The sequence below is a fragment of the Streptomyces sp. V3I7 genome (assembly GCF_030817495.1).
Taxonomy (GTDB): domain Bacteria; phylum Actinomycetota; class Actinomycetes; order Streptomycetales; family Streptomycetaceae; genus Streptomyces.
In genome coordinates this window covers 2752819-2766787 of the sequence record NZ_JAUSZK010000001.1, presented here as the reverse complement: position 1 = coordinate 2766787, position 13969 = coordinate 2752819, and the positions used below count along the sequence as shown (strand labels likewise).

At 73.1% G+C, this 13969-nt stretch carries 10 protein-coding genes; 6 read left to right on the top strand and 4 right to left on the bottom strand.

Features of this window, described 5'->3' with window-relative positions:
* Window positions 1-1401, bottom strand: a complete 1401-nt coding sequence (locus QFZ74_RS12770) for a cytosine permease (RefSeq protein WP_307620936.1) — start codon at window positions 1399-1401, stop codon at window positions 1-3.
* A 141-nt stretch (window positions 1402-1542) separates the two neighbouring features.
* Between QFZ74_RS12770 and QFZ74_RS12765 the strand changes: the two genes are divergently transcribed.
* Both QFZ74_RS12765 and QFZ74_RS12760 read left to right on the top strand, forming a co-directional pair.
* Window positions 1543-3039, top strand: a complete 1497-nt coding sequence (locus tag QFZ74_RS12765; RefSeq protein ID WP_307624132.1) for an aromatic amino acid ammonia-lyase — start codon at window positions 1543-1545, stop codon at window positions 3037-3039.
* Window positions 3036-3878 (top strand): MurR/RpiR family transcriptional regulator, encoded by an 843-nt coding sequence (locus QFZ74_RS12760; RefSeq protein ID WP_307620935.1) that lies wholly within the window; start codon window positions 3036-3038, stop codon window positions 3876-3878. The genes QFZ74_RS12765 and QFZ74_RS12760 overlap by 4 nt, the downstream gene beginning before the upstream one ends.
* A 24-nt stretch (window positions 3879-3902) precedes the next feature.
* Here the strand turns inward: QFZ74_RS12760 and QFZ74_RS12755 are convergent, their stop codons facing one another.
* Window positions 3903-5315: a diaminopimelate decarboxylase gene (locus tag QFZ74_RS12755; protein ID WP_307620934.1), complete on the bottom strand. Its 1413-nt coding sequence runs from the start codon at window positions 5313-5315 to the stop codon at window positions 3903-3905.
* A gap of 130 nt (window positions 5316-5445) precedes the next feature.
* Here QFZ74_RS12755 and hutU point away from each other — a divergent pair, with 130 nt between their 5' ends.
* Genes hutU through hutI form a run of 4 tightly spaced genes read left to right on the top strand, consistent with a single transcriptional unit; the run spans window position 5446 to window position 11061 of the window.
* Window positions 5446-7137: a urocanate hydratase gene (hutU, locus tag QFZ74_RS12750; RefSeq protein ID WP_307620933.1), complete on the top strand. Its 1692-nt coding sequence runs from the start codon at window positions 5446-5448 to the stop codon at window positions 7135-7137.
* Window positions 7134-8351: an allantoate amidohydrolase gene (locus QFZ74_RS12745; RefSeq protein ID WP_307620932.1), complete on the top strand. Its 1218-nt coding sequence runs from the start codon at window positions 7134-7136 to the stop codon at window positions 8349-8351. The genes hutU and QFZ74_RS12745 overlap by 4 nt, the downstream gene beginning before the upstream one ends.
* Entirely contained in the window at window positions 8348-9769 is a 1422-nt protein-coding gene (locus QFZ74_RS12740) for a formimidoylglutamate deiminase (protein WP_307620931.1), read from the top strand. Before QFZ74_RS12745 ends, QFZ74_RS12740 begins: the two co-directional genes overlap by 4 nt.
* A complete protein-coding gene (gene hutI / locus QFZ74_RS12735; RefSeq protein WP_307620930.1) occupies window positions 9766-11061 on the top strand; it encodes an imidazolonepropionase in 1296 nt (431 codons plus the stop codon). The genes QFZ74_RS12740 and hutI overlap by 4 nt, the downstream gene beginning before the upstream one ends.
* 18 nt (window positions 11062-11079) lie before the next feature.
* Here the strand turns inward: hutI and QFZ74_RS12730 are convergent, their stop codons facing one another.
* Together QFZ74_RS12730 and QFZ74_RS12725 are read right to left on the bottom strand one after the other, a co-directional pair.
* The gene (locus QFZ74_RS12730; protein ID WP_307620929.1) at window positions 11080-12621 is read right to left on the bottom strand and encodes an RICIN domain-containing protein; all 1542 of its coding nucleotides are present in this window, start codon (window positions 12619-12621) and stop codon (window positions 11080-11082) included.
* Window positions 12622-12883: 262 nt separating this feature from the next.
* A complete protein-coding gene (locus tag QFZ74_RS12725) occupies window positions 12884-13759 on the bottom strand; it encodes an RNA polymerase sigma factor SigF (protein WP_307624131.1) in 876 nt (291 codons plus the stop codon).
* Between the last annotated feature and the right edge of the window lie 210 nt (window positions 13760-13969).

The window sequence follows — 13969 nt, the reverse complement described above, 5'->3', positions numbered from 1 at the left end:
TCAGGGAGCCGTGGCGCCCACCGCACTGGGGCTGACCCCCGTGTCACTGGCATCGCCGCGCCGGGCGAGCAGCCAGTACAGCAGCGCCGGTACGGCGAGACCCACGATCCAGGACACGTCCGCGCCGCCGAGCCGCGCCACGAACGGGCCGGTGTAGAAGCCCGTGGCCAGGAAGGGGAGTTGGGCGAGCAGGCCCACCGCGTAGACGCCGAGCGCGTCCCAGCGCCAGGCGCCGTAGCGGCCGCGGGGGTCGGCCAGGGCCGGGATGTCGTACCGCTCCTTGGAGATCAGGTAGTAGTCGACCAGGTTGATCGCCGACCACGGGGTGAAGAAGGCCAGCAGGAAGAGCAGGAAGTCCTTGAAGGCGGGCAGGAAGCTGTCCTTGCCGAGCAGGGCCACCGCGGTGCCGGCCACCATGATCAGGGCGATGTAGACCACCCGCCCGCGCCGCGAAAGCGCCCGCTGTCCCCGGAAGCCGCTCACGCTCGTCACCATCGACATGAAGCCGCCGTAGGTGTTGAGCACATTCACGGTGAGCTTGCCGAGCGCGATGACGAAGTAGAAGAACGATGCGACCAGGCCGGTGCCGCCGAGCGCGACGACGTAGTCGACCTGGCTCGCCAGGAACTTCTCCCCCGCCGTCGCCGCGACCAGCACGCCGAACGTCATCGACCACTGCGAACCCAGCGCCGAGCCCGACAGCGTCCACCAGAAGGTCGCCTTGGGCGAGGTGGTGCGCGGCAGATAGCGCGAGTAGTCCGCCACGTACGGGCCGAACGCCAGCTGCCAGGACGCCGACAGCGACATCGCCAGCAGGAACATCGGCAGCGAGAAGTGGGCGTCGTGCAGCAGGGCGCCGAGGTCGGCGCGGTCCAGCAGTCGGATGCCCAGGTAGACGAAGGCCAGCGCGCAGACCGCGCTCGCCACCCGGCCCAGGGTGTGGATGATCCGGTAGCCGACCGCCGCCGTGAACGCCGTGAGCGCGGCGAAGACGACGATGCCGGCCGTGTCGCCGGTGTGGGTCAGCTCGCCGACCGCCTGCCCGGCCAGCACGCTGCCGGACGCGAAGAAGCCGACGTACATGACGATCACCAGCAGCAGCGGGACGACCGCCCCGCGCACCCCGAACTGGGCGCGGGACTGGATCATCTGCGGCAGTCCGAGGCGCGGGCCCTGCGCCGAGTGCAGGGCCATGACCGCGCCGCCGAGCAGGTTGCCGAGCAGCAGCCCGGCGATCGACCAGAGCACGTCGCCGCCGAAGACGACCGCGAGGGCGCCGGTGACGACGGCGGTGATCTGGAGGTTGGCCCCGAGCCAGAGAGTGAACTGGGAGAACGCCGTGCCGTGGCGTTCCTCGTCGGGGACGACGTCGATGGAGCGCAGTTCGACGAGCTGGGCCATGCGAACTCCCTTGTCCGGCTGTATAACGGCATGCAGAGTTCATGGCGTCTGAATGGAATGTCAATGCCCAGGCGCCGATCTGCGATGACGGAGGGCCGAGAAGTGAGCGGGGATGTCCGGATCGAGGAGGGAGTGCGCGTGATGTCGCCGCGGGTCGTGGACGCCCCCGCCCGAGTCGTCGTCCTCGACGGGGTCGGCCTCGGCGTCGAGGACGTCGTACGCCTCGCCGACGGGGCCGCGCTTCCGGTCGCCGGCACGGACGCGATGCGCCGGGCCGAGGAGTCCTGGAACGCCGCCCGGCGGATCGCCGCCACCGGACGCGTCTACGGCCGCTCCACCGGCGTCGGCGCCAACCGCACCGAGGACGTGCCCAGCGAGGCCGCCGCCGGACACGGCCTGCGCCTGCTGCGCAGCCACTCCGGCGGCATCGGCGGCGAACTGCCCGCCCGGCAGGTGCGCGCGATGCTCGCGGTGCGCGCCAACCAACTGCTCGCCGGGGGCGCCGGACTGCGCCCCAGCGTGGTCACCGCGCTGTGCGAGGCGCTGGAGGCCGGCGCCTACCCGGTCGTCAACGAGTTCGGCTCCGTCGGCACTGGCGACCTCGCGGCGCTCGCGCAGATGGGGCTGGCGCTGGCCGGCGAGCACCCCTGGCGCGGCGCGGGCGCGCCCGCGCCCCAGCCGCTCGACAACAACGACGCCCTCGCCCTGATCAGCAGCAACGCGCTCACCCTCGGCCAGTCCGCGCTCGCCCTGCACGAGCTGCGCGGGCTCATCGGCGCCACCCAGGTCGTCGCCGCGCTGTCCCTGCTCGCCGTCGACGGCTCGCACGAGGCGTACGCGGCACCCGTCCACGCCGCCCGCCCGCACCCCGGCAGCACCGAAGTCGCCCGCCGCATGCGGCAGTTGATCGGCGCCGCCGACCGGCCCACGCCGCCGCTCGGCCGGCTCCAGGACCCGTACGGCTTCCGCTGCCTGCCCCAGATCCACGGCCCCGCCCTCGACGCCGCCGACGCCCTGGAGACGGTCCTCGCCATCGAGATCAACGCGGCCGCGGAGAACCCCCTCATCTCGGCGGACGACCTCGCCGCCTACCACCACGGCGGCTTCTACCAGTCCCAACTGGCGCTGGCGCTCGACCACTTCAGGCTGTCCGTCGTCCAGGTGGCCCGCCTGTCCAGCTCCCGGCTATCCACCCTCAACGAGCCCGCCTACACCCGGCTGCGCCCCTTCCTCGCCGACCAGGAGCCCGCCTCCTCCGGCGTGATGATCCTGGAGTACGCCGCCGGCGCCGCCCTCGGCGATCTGCGCGCCTTCGCGGCCCCCGCGTCCCTCGGCCACGCTGTACTCTCCCGGGGCGTCGAGGAGCAGGCCAGCTTCGCCTCGCTCGCCGCTCGGCAGACGCTGCGGGCGTGCGCCGCGTTCCGACTGGTGGTCGGCTGCGAACTCGTCGCCGCCGTACGGGCGCTGCGCCAGCGCGACCTGCGGCCCGAACCGGAGCTGCCGGCCGCACGGGCGCTGGCGCTCGCCGAGTCGGTGCTCGACGAGGACGCGGCCGACCGCCCGCTCACCCAGGACGTGACCGCCGCGGCCGCCCTGCTCGACCGGTTCACCGACCTCTGGAGGGGGAGCACGTCATGAGCGTGACCGACAGCCCGGCCGCGCGTCTTCAGGCGCTGTTCGAGGGGCGCCGGCTCACACCGACCCAGCGGCGCATCGCGCACAGCATGGTGCGGCGCGCCCCCGACGTGCCGTTCCTGTCCAGCGTCGAGCTGGCCGAACTGGCCGGTGTCAGCCAGCCGTCGGTGACCCGCTTCGCGGTCGCCCTCGGCTTCGACGGCTACCCGGCCCTGCGCAAGCACCTGCGCGAGGTCGTCCCCGCCGAACCGGCCGCGGACGCGACCTCGTACAACGAGTACCAGCAGGCCGTCGAGGCCGAGATCGAGAACCTGCGGCACCTGGCGGAGGTCCTCGCCGACCCGCGCCCGGTGCGGAAGGCGGGCCGCCTGCTGGCCGCCTCCCGCCCGCTGCCCGTGCTGGGCCTGCGCGCCGCCGCCGCCCAGGCGCACGGCTTCGCCTACTTCGCCGCCAAGGTCCACCCGGACGTCCGGCTGCTCAACGAGGGCGGCACGCTGCTCCAGGACCGCATCGACGCGGCCGTACGGGCCGGCGCCACGGCCCTCATGTGCTTCGCGCTGCCGCGCCACCCGCGCGAGGTCCTCGACGCCCTGGCCTACGCCAAGGAAGCCGGCCTCGCCGTGGTCACGGTCGCCGACTCCGCCTTCGCGCCGGTCGCCAAGGCCTCCGACGTCCTCCTCCCGGCCCCGGTCGGCACCGGCCTCGCCTTCGACACGGCCTGCGCCCCGATGCTGCTGGGCCGCGTCCTCCTGGAGGCCATGTGCGACCACCTGCCCGAGGCACAGGCGCGACTGGAGGAGTTCGACGCGACGGCGGCGGCACGGGGGCTGTTCGTGGACTGACGCCCAGCCCCTCGGGCGGCCGCGTCAAGAGCGCCCGGGTGCCCGCAGGACGGTGAGGGCGTCCGTGTGCGCCCCGCCCGAGTCGGCCACGATCTCCTCGATCGTCTGCGGCTCGCGCACCATCGCGAAGGCCACGCCGCCCGAGCCGTCCGGGGCGAAGCCGTAGACCCCGGGGCGCGCCAGGGAGTTGTACGCGTAGTGGTGCGCGAAGTAGTACGCGCCCGTGTCCAGCGCGGCCACGTAGTCGCCCTGTTCCAGCAGCGGGAGCGTGCGCCCCTGGGCGAGCAGGTCGCCCGAGAAACAGGCCGGACCCGCGATGTCCTGCACCGCCTCGGGGCCCGGCTTGGGGCAGCCCTTCGCGTCGTACGCGGCGATCCTGAGCGGCCACGCCCCCGGCGCGTACACCGTGCGTGTCGCCAGCTGCACGCCCGCGTGCGTGACCGCGACCCGGCGCCCGCCCGCGCTCTTGGCGTACTCCACCCGCGCCACCACCGTGCCGTGCCGGGCCAGCAGGGACCGGCCGAACTCCGTCACCAGCCCGTACCGCCCGCCGAACAGCCCCGGCACGCTCTCGCCCAGCAGGCGCGCGTACTGCGCGTACGTCGGCGTGGTCGCCTCCGACGCGAAGTTCACCGGCAGGCCGCCGCCGATGTCGAGGGTGTCGACCTGGCGCCGGCCGGCCCGCGCGTTGATCTCCTCGGCGAGCCGGTACGTCTCCGCCACGCCCTGCGCCATCAGGGACAGCGGTATGCCCTGAGAGCCGGTGTGCGTGTGCAGCCGAGTCAGCCACGGCCGGTCCAGGAACGCCCTGACCACCCACTCCCAGGCGCCCTCGTCGCGCAGCGCCACCCCGAACTTCGAGGTCGCGGTCGCCGTCGAGGTCGCCGCGATCGTGCCCCCGCCGATCTGCGGGTTCACCCGCAGGCCCAGCGGGGAGTGGGTGGGGGAGGCCTGGACGAGGGCGTCCAGGCGGTCCAGCTCCTGCGGGTTGTCCGCGTTGACCGCGACCCCCAGGGCGAGCGCCTCGCGCAGCTCGGCGTCGGTCTTGGCGGGCGCGTCGAACACCATCCGCTCCGGCGCCACCCCGGCCGCCCGCGCCAGCGCCAGCTCGCCCGCGCTGGCCACCTCCGCGCCGATGCCCTCCTGGTCGAGCAGGCGCAGCACCGCGACGAGCGGGGTCGCCTTCACCGCGAAGGCATGCAGCACCGGCGTCCCCGGCGCCACCGCCGCGTCGAACGCCGCCCGCAGCGCCGCCGCCGACTCCCGGATGCCGGTGACGTCCAGCAGGGCGGCGACGGGCGTACCGGCTCCGAGCAGCCCCTGCTCGACGGCGGCGCGCACCGCCTCGTCCCGCCGCACGGCCCGTTCGCCGTCGCCCGCGTGTCTGCCGTTGCCGCCGTCCACAGCGCCCCCCGGTGTGCGGTTGCCTGCGCCCATGCGTCCAGCCAAACACCTGCGGCGCGCCCGCGCTGGCGCACCGGGGTATTGACTAGGTCTATTCAGGAGGCAAGGATGTGAATAAACGCAGTAACAGCCCGCCGGGAGCAACGCCGCTAGGAGGCAGACCATGTCAGGACCCCGCCCCGTACGAGCACCACGCGGTACGGAACTGAGCGCCCTGGGATGGCAGCAGGAGGCCGCCCTCCGGATGCTCCAGAACAACCTCGACCCCGAGGTCGCCGAGCACCCCGACAAGCTCGTCGTCTACGGCGGCACCGGCAAGGCCGCCCGCGACTGGCGCTCCTTCGACGCCATGGTCCGCACGCTGCGCACCCTCAAGCAGGACGAGACCATGCTGGTCCAGTCCGGCCGCCCCGTCGGCGTCATGCAGACCCACGAGTGGGCCCCGCGCGTCCTCATCGCCAACTCCAACCTCGTCGGCGACTGGGCCAACTGGGAGGAGTTCCGCCGCCTGGAGGCCCTCGGGCTGACCATGTACGGCCAGATGACCGCCGGTTCCTGGATCTACATCGGCACCCAGGGCATCCTCCAGGGCACCTACGAGACCTTCGCCGCCGTCGCCGCGAAGAAGTTCGGCGGCACCCTCGCGGGCACCATCACCCTGACCGCCGGCCTCGGCGGCATGGGCGGCGCCCAGCCGCTCGCCGTGACGATGAACGACGGCGTCGCCATCTGCATCGACTGCGACCCGCGCGCCATCGAGCGCCGTATCGAGCACCGCTACCTCGACGTGAAGGCCGACAGCCTCGACCACGCCCTCCAGCTCGCCACCGAGGCCCGCGACCAGCGCAGGCCGCTGTCGATCGGCGTCCTCGGCAACGCCGCCGAGCTGCTCCCGCAGCTGCTCGCGATGAACGCGCCGATCGACATCGTCACCGACCAGACCAGCGCCCACGACCCGCTGGCCTACCTGCCCGTCGGCGTCGCCTTCGAGGACATGGCCGACGCCGCCGCCAAGGACCCGGCCGGCTTCACCACCCGCGCGCGCGAGTCCATGGCCCGTCACGTCGAGGCCATGGTCGGCTTCATGGACGCCGGCGCGGAGGTCTTCGACTACGGCAACTCCATCCGCGGCGAGGCCCAGCTGGCCGGGTACGAGCGGGCGTTCGCCTTCCCCGGCTTCGTCCCCGCCTACATCCGCCCGCTGTTCTGCGAGGGCAAGGGCCCCTTCCGCTGGGCGGCCCTGTCCGGCGACCCGGCTGACATCGCCAAGACCGACAAGGCGATGCTCGACCTGTTCCCCGAGAACGAGTCCCTCGCCCGCTGGATCAAGATGGCCGGTGAGCGCGTCCACTTCCAGGGCCTGCCCGCCCGCATCTGCTGGCTCGGCTACGGCGAGCGCGACAAGGCCGGCGAGCGCTTCAACGACATGGTCGCGAGCGGCGAGCTGGCCGCCCCGCTGGCCATCGGCCGCGACCACCTCGACTGCGGCTCCGTCGCCTCCCCGTACCGCGAGACCGAGGCCATGCTCGACGGCTCCGACGCCATCGCCGACTGGCCGCTGCTGAACGCCATGGTCAACGTGGCCTCCGGCGCCTCCTGGGTCTCCCTGCACCACGGCGGCGGCGTCGGCATGGGCCGCTCGATCCACGCCGGGCAGGTCACGGTCGCCGACGGCACGAAGCTGGCCGGCGAGAAGATCCGCCGCGTCCTCACCAACGACCCCGGGATGGGCGTGATCCGGCACGTCGATGCCGGATACGACATCGCCGAGTCCGTCGCCGACGAGCGGGGCGTGCGGGTGCCGATGCGCGAGGGCTTTGAGGGCACTGCGGACACCGAGGGCGGCGCGCGTTGAGCTTCCACAGCATGTGGGCGGAGCTGCTGCCCGTCGGCCGCAGCTCCGCCTCCGGCGGCTACCGCCGGTTCGCGTGGACCGGCGCCGACGCCGACTGCCGGGCCTGGTTCAAGGACCAGGCCGAGAGCCGCGGGCTGGCCTACGAGGTCGACCGGAACGGCAACCAGTGGGCCTGGCTCGGCGACCCCGCCGCCGGGGACGCCGTCGTCACCGGCTCGCACCTGGACTCCGTGCCCGACGGCGGCGCCTTCGACGGGCCCCTGGGCGTCGTCTCCTCCTTCGCCGCCCTGGACGAACTCCGAGGCCGGGGCGCGCGGTTCACCCGGCCGCTGGCCATCGCCAACTTCGGCGACGAGGAGGGCGCCCGGTTCGGGATCGCCTGCGCCGGCTCCCGGCTGACCACCGGACAGCTCACCGCCGAGCAGGCACACCGGCTCACCGACGCCGACGGCGTCACCCTCCCGCAGGCCATGGAGCGCGCCGGGTACGACCCCTCGCGCCTCGGCCCCGACCCCGAGCGGCTCGCCAGGATCGGCGCCTTCGTCGAACTGCACGTCGAGCAGGGCCGCGCCCTCGACCTGAGCGGCGACGCGGTCGGCGTCGCCAGCGCCATCTGGCCGCACGGCCGCTGGCGGTTCGACTTCCGCGGCGAGGCCAACCACGCCGGCACCACCCGGCTCGTGGACCGCCGCGACCCGATGCTGCCGTACGCCGAGGCCGTGCTCGCCGCCCGCGGCGAGGCCGAACGCGCCGGTGCCGTCGCCACCTTCGGCAAGATCTCCGTCGAGCCGAACGGCGTCAACGCCATCCCCTCCCTGGTCCGTGCCTGGCTCGACTCCCGCGCCCCCGACGAGCCGACCCTCGACACGGTCGTCACCGGCATCGAGAAGGCGGCCCGCGGGCACGCGGCGACGTACGGCGTCGAACTCGCCGTCAGCCGCGAGTCGTTCACCCCCGTCGTGGAGTTCGAGCACGCCCTGCGCGACGAACTCACCCGCATCCTCGGTGAGAAGGCCGGCCGCCCCGTCCCCGTCCTCGGCACGGGAGCCGGACATGACGCCGGGATCCTCTCCGCCGCCGTCCCGACCGCCATGCTGTTCGTACGCAACCCCACCGGCGTCTCGCACTCCCCGGCCGAGTTCGCCGCCGAGGACGACTGCGTGACCGGGGTGACCGCACTCGCCGACGTACTCGAAGGGCTGGCCTGCAAGTGACGCGCACGTACTGGCTGGAGCACGCCTGGCTCGACGACCGGGTTGAGCCGGGGGTGGTCGTAGAGGTGGCGGACGGGCGCATCACGACTGTCCGCAAGGGGGCACCCGCACCGCCGCCGGGGGCCGAAGTGCTGCGCGGTCTCACGCTGCCGGGCATGTGCAATGCCCATAGCCATGCGTTCCACCGCGCCCTGCGCGGCAGCGTCCAGGCAGCGAGCAGTCTCGTGCTTCCCGGGCTGGCCAACGCGCACAGTCACGCCGGATCACCCCCGCGTCGGCGGGGACAGGACGACGGGCGGGCGCCAGATTCATTCTGGACCTGGCGTGAGGTGATGTACGCGTTCGCCGACAAGCTCACACCTGACACGTACTTCTCGCTCGCGCGTGCGACCTACGCCGAGATGGCGCTCGCCGGCATCACCGCCGTCGGCGAGTTCCACTACGTGCACCACGCCCCCGGCGGCATCCCCTACGCCGACCCGAACGCCATGGGCGAGGCGCTCATCGCGGCCGCCGCCGAAGCCGGCATCCGTATCACCCTCCTCGACACCGCCTATCTCTCCTCCGGCTTCGGACAGCCGCCCAACACCCACCAGCTCCGCTTCTCCGACGGGACGGCGGAGGCCTGGGCCGAACGCTGTGCAGTTCTCAAGGAACGGGATCACGCGCGGATCGGGGCGGCGATCCACTCCGTACGGGCCGTGCCCGCCGACCAGTTGGCGACCGTGGCGCGGTGGGCCGAGGAGCGGCGGGCCCCGCTCCATGTGCACCTGTCCGAGCAGACCGCCGAGAACGAGGCTTGCCAGGCCGCCCACGGATGTACCCCCACCCGGCTGCTCGCCGACCACGGCGTCCTCGGCCCACGCACCACCGGCGTGCACAACACGCACCTCACCGATGAGGACATCGCACTGCTCGGCGGCTCGCGCACGGGTACGTGCATGTGCCCGACGACCGAGCGCGACCTGGCGGACGGCATCGGGCCCGCCGCCGCCCTTCAGCGGGCCGGCTCGCCGCTCTCGCTCGGCTCCGACAGCCACGCCGTCATCGACCTGCTCGAAGAGGCGCGCGCGATGGAGCTGAACGAGCGGCTGCGCACCCGCACCCGCGGCCACTGGACGGCCGCCGCCCTGCTGCGCGCCGCGAGTGCCGACGGCCACGCCGCCCTCGGCTGGGACGAGGCGGGCACCATCGAGCCCGGCGCGCTCGCCGACTTCACGACGATCGCGCTCGACTCGGTCAGGACGGCAGGGCCGCTTCCGCGGCTCGGGGCCGAGACGGCCGTATTCGCCGCGTCGGCAGCAGACGTGTCGCATACGGTCGTGGGAGGTCGGCACGTCGTACGGGACGGGGTCCACACCCTCGTACCGGATGTGCCGCAAGCCCTCGCGGACGCCGTCGAAGCCCTGCGCGGATGACTCCGGGCCGCCCCTGCGCGCGGCCCGCGTCCGCCTCCGAACCCGACCCCACCGCCGAGAAGGCCACCAAGGACGCCATGAGCAACGCGACGAACGTCAGCCCCGCCCACTCAGCGAGCACCGCAAGCACGCTCATCACCAACATCGCCGTCCTGGTCACCAACGACCCCTCCCTCGGTGACAGTTCTCCCCTTGGTTTGATCCAGGACGCGGCCGTCGTCATCGAGGGCGACCGCGTCGTGTGGACCGGTGAATCCAGCAAAGCACCCGCCACTGACAATCGGGTCGACGCCGGTGGCCGGGCGGTGCTTCCGGGCTTCGTCGACTCCCACTCCCACCTGGTCTTCGCGGGCGACCGCACGCAGGAGTTCAACGCCCGGGTGTCCGGCCGCCCGTACAGCGCGGGCGGCATCCGTACGACGGTCGCCGCCACCCGCGCCGCCACGGACGGGGAACTGGAGGCGAACCTCACCCGTTACCTGTCCGAGGCCCTGCGCCAGGGCACGACGACGTTCGAAACGAAGTCCGGCTACGGCCTGACCGTCGAGGACGAGTCGCGCGCCCTGCGCATCGCCTCCGCCCACACGGAGGAGGTGACGTACCTCGGTGCCCACATCGTGTCGCCCGACTACGCCGACGACCCGGCCGCCTATGTCGCCCTGGTCACCGGCGAGATGCTCGACGCCTGCGCCCCGCACGCCCGCTGGATCGACGTCTTCTGCGAGAAGGGCGCTTTCGACGGCGATCAGGCCCGGGCGATCCTCACCGCGGGCAAGGCGAAGGGCCTGTACCCGCGAGTCCACGCGAACCAGCTCTCCTACGGCCCCGGCGTCCAGCTCGCCGTCGAACTCGACGCGGCCAGCGCCGACCACTGCACCCACCTCACGGACGCGGACGTCGACGCCCTGGCGAACAGCTCCACGGTCGCCACGCTCCTGCCCGGCGCCGAGTTCTCCACCCGCGCCGAGTGGCCGAACGCCCGCCGCCTGCTCGACGCGGGCGCCACGGTCGCCCTGTCGACGGACTGCAACCCGGGCTCCTCCTTCACCTCCTCCGTCGCCTTCTGCATCGCGCTCGCGGTACGGGACATGGGGATGACGCCGGACGAGGCGCTCTGGTCCGCCACGGCGGGCGGCGCGGCGGCCCTGCGGCGCACGGACATCGGACGGCTGAGCCCCGGTGCCCGCGCCGACCTGATGCTGCTGGACGCGCCGAGCCATGTGCACCTGGCCTACCGGCCGGGCGTGCCCCTCGTGACCCAGGTGTGGCGGCGCGGAGAGCGCGTGGTCTGAGCCAGGGCGCGGGACGCGTCAGCGCGCCCCCGCCCGCCACCGCTGCTCGGCCCGTCCGTTCAGCGGATCCAGCTCCACCCCGTCGCCCCAGTCAGGCGCCACCGCAGTCTCGATGGCGATCGCCGGACGGATGACACCGTCGGGGTCCACGGTGAAGCGCAGGTTGTCGCCGTGGTCGCCGTCGAGCGACGAGCACGCCCAGATGCCGACACCCCGGTCGACGTCGCCCCGGCTGTCCAGGCAGAAGTCGGAGTCGGCGTACGACCTCAGCGCCTGCTCGTCGGCGTCGAACCGCCAGCGCTGGGTCGGGGCGGAGGAACAGCGGGCCGTGACGACGTCCGTGCCCTTGTCCAGATCGCCGTCGCGGATGTCCAGGCAGCGGCCCGTGGCGAGGTTCACCACCTGGGCGTACGTCCCGCCCGGCGGCACCGGGGCGGGCGACGGCTCGGGGGTGGGCTTCGGCGCCGGAGGCGGGGGCGTGGTCCGCGGCGGGGGCGAGCTGCGGGACGGCGACGGGGACTTGGAGGGCGGCCGACGGGTCGGCGCCGGAGACGGGGAGAGCGTCGCCGTCGTCGTCACCGTCACCGGCGGGCTCGACGGGAGCGCCGTCGCGGACACCGAGCCCTGCTCATGGGAGTCGGCGGGCGCCAACAGCAGGACCAGCAGCGGGAGTACGGCCACGCTCAGGGCCGCCGAGGTCAGTAACAGCCGGCGCGACGGGGGCCAACGGCGCTGCGGGGCGGCCGTGTCGGGCCGCGGGGCCGGCTTCTCGTCCCGGGCGTACGCGGTGCCGCTCCAGGGCAGCAGGCCCTCCGCCAGGGCCGTCCGCGGATGGTCCCGCAGGGCGGTGAGGTCCTCGAACGCGGCCGTGCAGTACGGGCACTGCGCCATGTGGGCCTGCAGATCGGCGCTGTGGCGCGGGGTGCCGGGGCGCGCCGCCTCCTCGATCAGCCGGCGGAAGTCCCCGCAGCGCGGATCGTCGGAGGCGGCCAGCCGCGACTTCAGACAGGCCTGCGCCATGGCCTGAAGGGCTTGTTCGGTGCCGTACGCCACGTCCTCGCGGGTCAGGCCCAGGAAGACGGCCGTGCGCTCCTCGGGCTCGGCCTCCACGAGGCCGTACCAGATCAGGCCCTGAAGCCGGGAGGGCAGCGACTGGAACGCCGTCATCATGGGCGGGACGGGGCCCTCCGCGGTGCCGGTCGTGTTCAGGACCAGCAGCAGGCCGGGGTCCAGGCCCGCCGCGCGCTGGTCGCGCGCCCAGGCGCCCGCCGACCGGGCGGCCAGCAGCAGGAGTTGGTGCCGCAGCGGGACGCGCGGTTCGATGCCGCGCGCCGTCTCGCGCGCTGCCGTGGTGAAGGTCTGCGCCGTCAGCTGCCGGGCCGCCGCGTCGCTCGCGGTGCACAGGCGGGCGTAGGTGAGAACGGCCCGGTGGTGGCGCGCGCGCAGCTCGCGCAGCGCCGGGTACGCGGTCGCAGTGGCCGCGCGCAGCAGTTCGATGAGTCGTGCGTCCGGCGCCTGTGCGTTGCCGCCGTCGTCCTCGGCGCCGTCGCCCTGAGCCATTCCTGAGCCCTCCTCCCGCCCGGCGCGGTCGCCTGCCCGCGGCCGTGCTCCTGACGGACCAGCCAGTTTGGGGTGCCCATAGTGGTGGAGGGGGGGCTTGGATGGAAAGGTGCTACTCGAAGGTAACCGGCGGTACTCCGGGGGTAATCCGCGGACGGTCGCGCCACGTCGGTCCGGCGGACACGGAAGCGGTCCGGCGCGCCGTGCGCCGGACCGCTTCCCAAGTCCCCGGGCCGAGACGTCACTTGGCCCGCCAGGAGGATCACTCGTCGATCGTCAGGCCCTTGCGCAGCCGTGCCAGCGTCCGGGACAGCAGCCGCGACACGTGCATCTGCGAGACGCCCAGCTCCTCGCCGATCTCCGACTGGGTCATGCCCGCGACGAAGCGAAGCGAGAGGATCTTCCGGTCCCGCGAGGGGAGTTGGGCGATCAGTGGCTTCAGCGACTCGACGTACTCGATGCCCTCGATCCCGTGGTCCTCGTAGCCGATGCGGTCGGCGAGGGCGCCCTCGGAGTCGTCCTCCTCGGGCTGGGCGTCCAGCGAGGAGGCCGTGTAGGCGTTGGACGCGGCCATGCCCTCGACCACCTCTTCGGTGGTGATGCCCAGGCGTTCGGCGAGCTCCGCGACGGTCGGGGCGCGGTCCAGCCGCTGGGCCAGCTCGTCACCGGCCCTGGCCAGGTCCAGCCGCAGCTCCTGGAGGCGGCGCGGTACGCGCACGGACCACGAGGTGTCGCGGAAGAAGCGCTTGATCTCGCCGATGATGGTCGGCATCGCGAAGGTCGGGAACTCGACGCCGCGGGAGAGTTCGAAGCGGTCGATCGCCTTGATCAGGCCGATCGTGCCGACCTGGATGATGTCCTCCATCGGCTCGCTGCGGGAGCGGAAGCGGGAGGCGGCGAACTTGACGAGCGCGAGGTTGAGTTCGACGAGGGTGTTGCGGACGTACGCGTGCTCGTGCGTGCCTTCCTCCAGCGACTGGAGCCGCTCGAAGAGGGTCTTGGACAGGGCCCGTGCGTCGACGGGGCCGATCTCGTCGTACGGAGGGATCTCGGGGAGCCCCTCGATGGGATCCAGATGTTCCGGTGCGGGTGTCGACGCCGCTTCCGGGGTAGGCGATGCGTCGAGCCGGGGTGACATGGTGTCCTCCATCGTTCTCGGCATAAGGCTGCCGAAGCCGTGCGTGCACTGCGGTGTGCGGCGCCTCCATAGCCGGCCGTGTCGGTTTGCGTGTCCCTACTAGGCCTACCCGCTTCATTGAGCCCGTCGCAAGTGCCTTCTGCTGTGATGTGTCCGACTATGAGCGGTTGTTCGGCTGTCGGAGTGCTGACGGAAGGCGTAGTGTTCGAG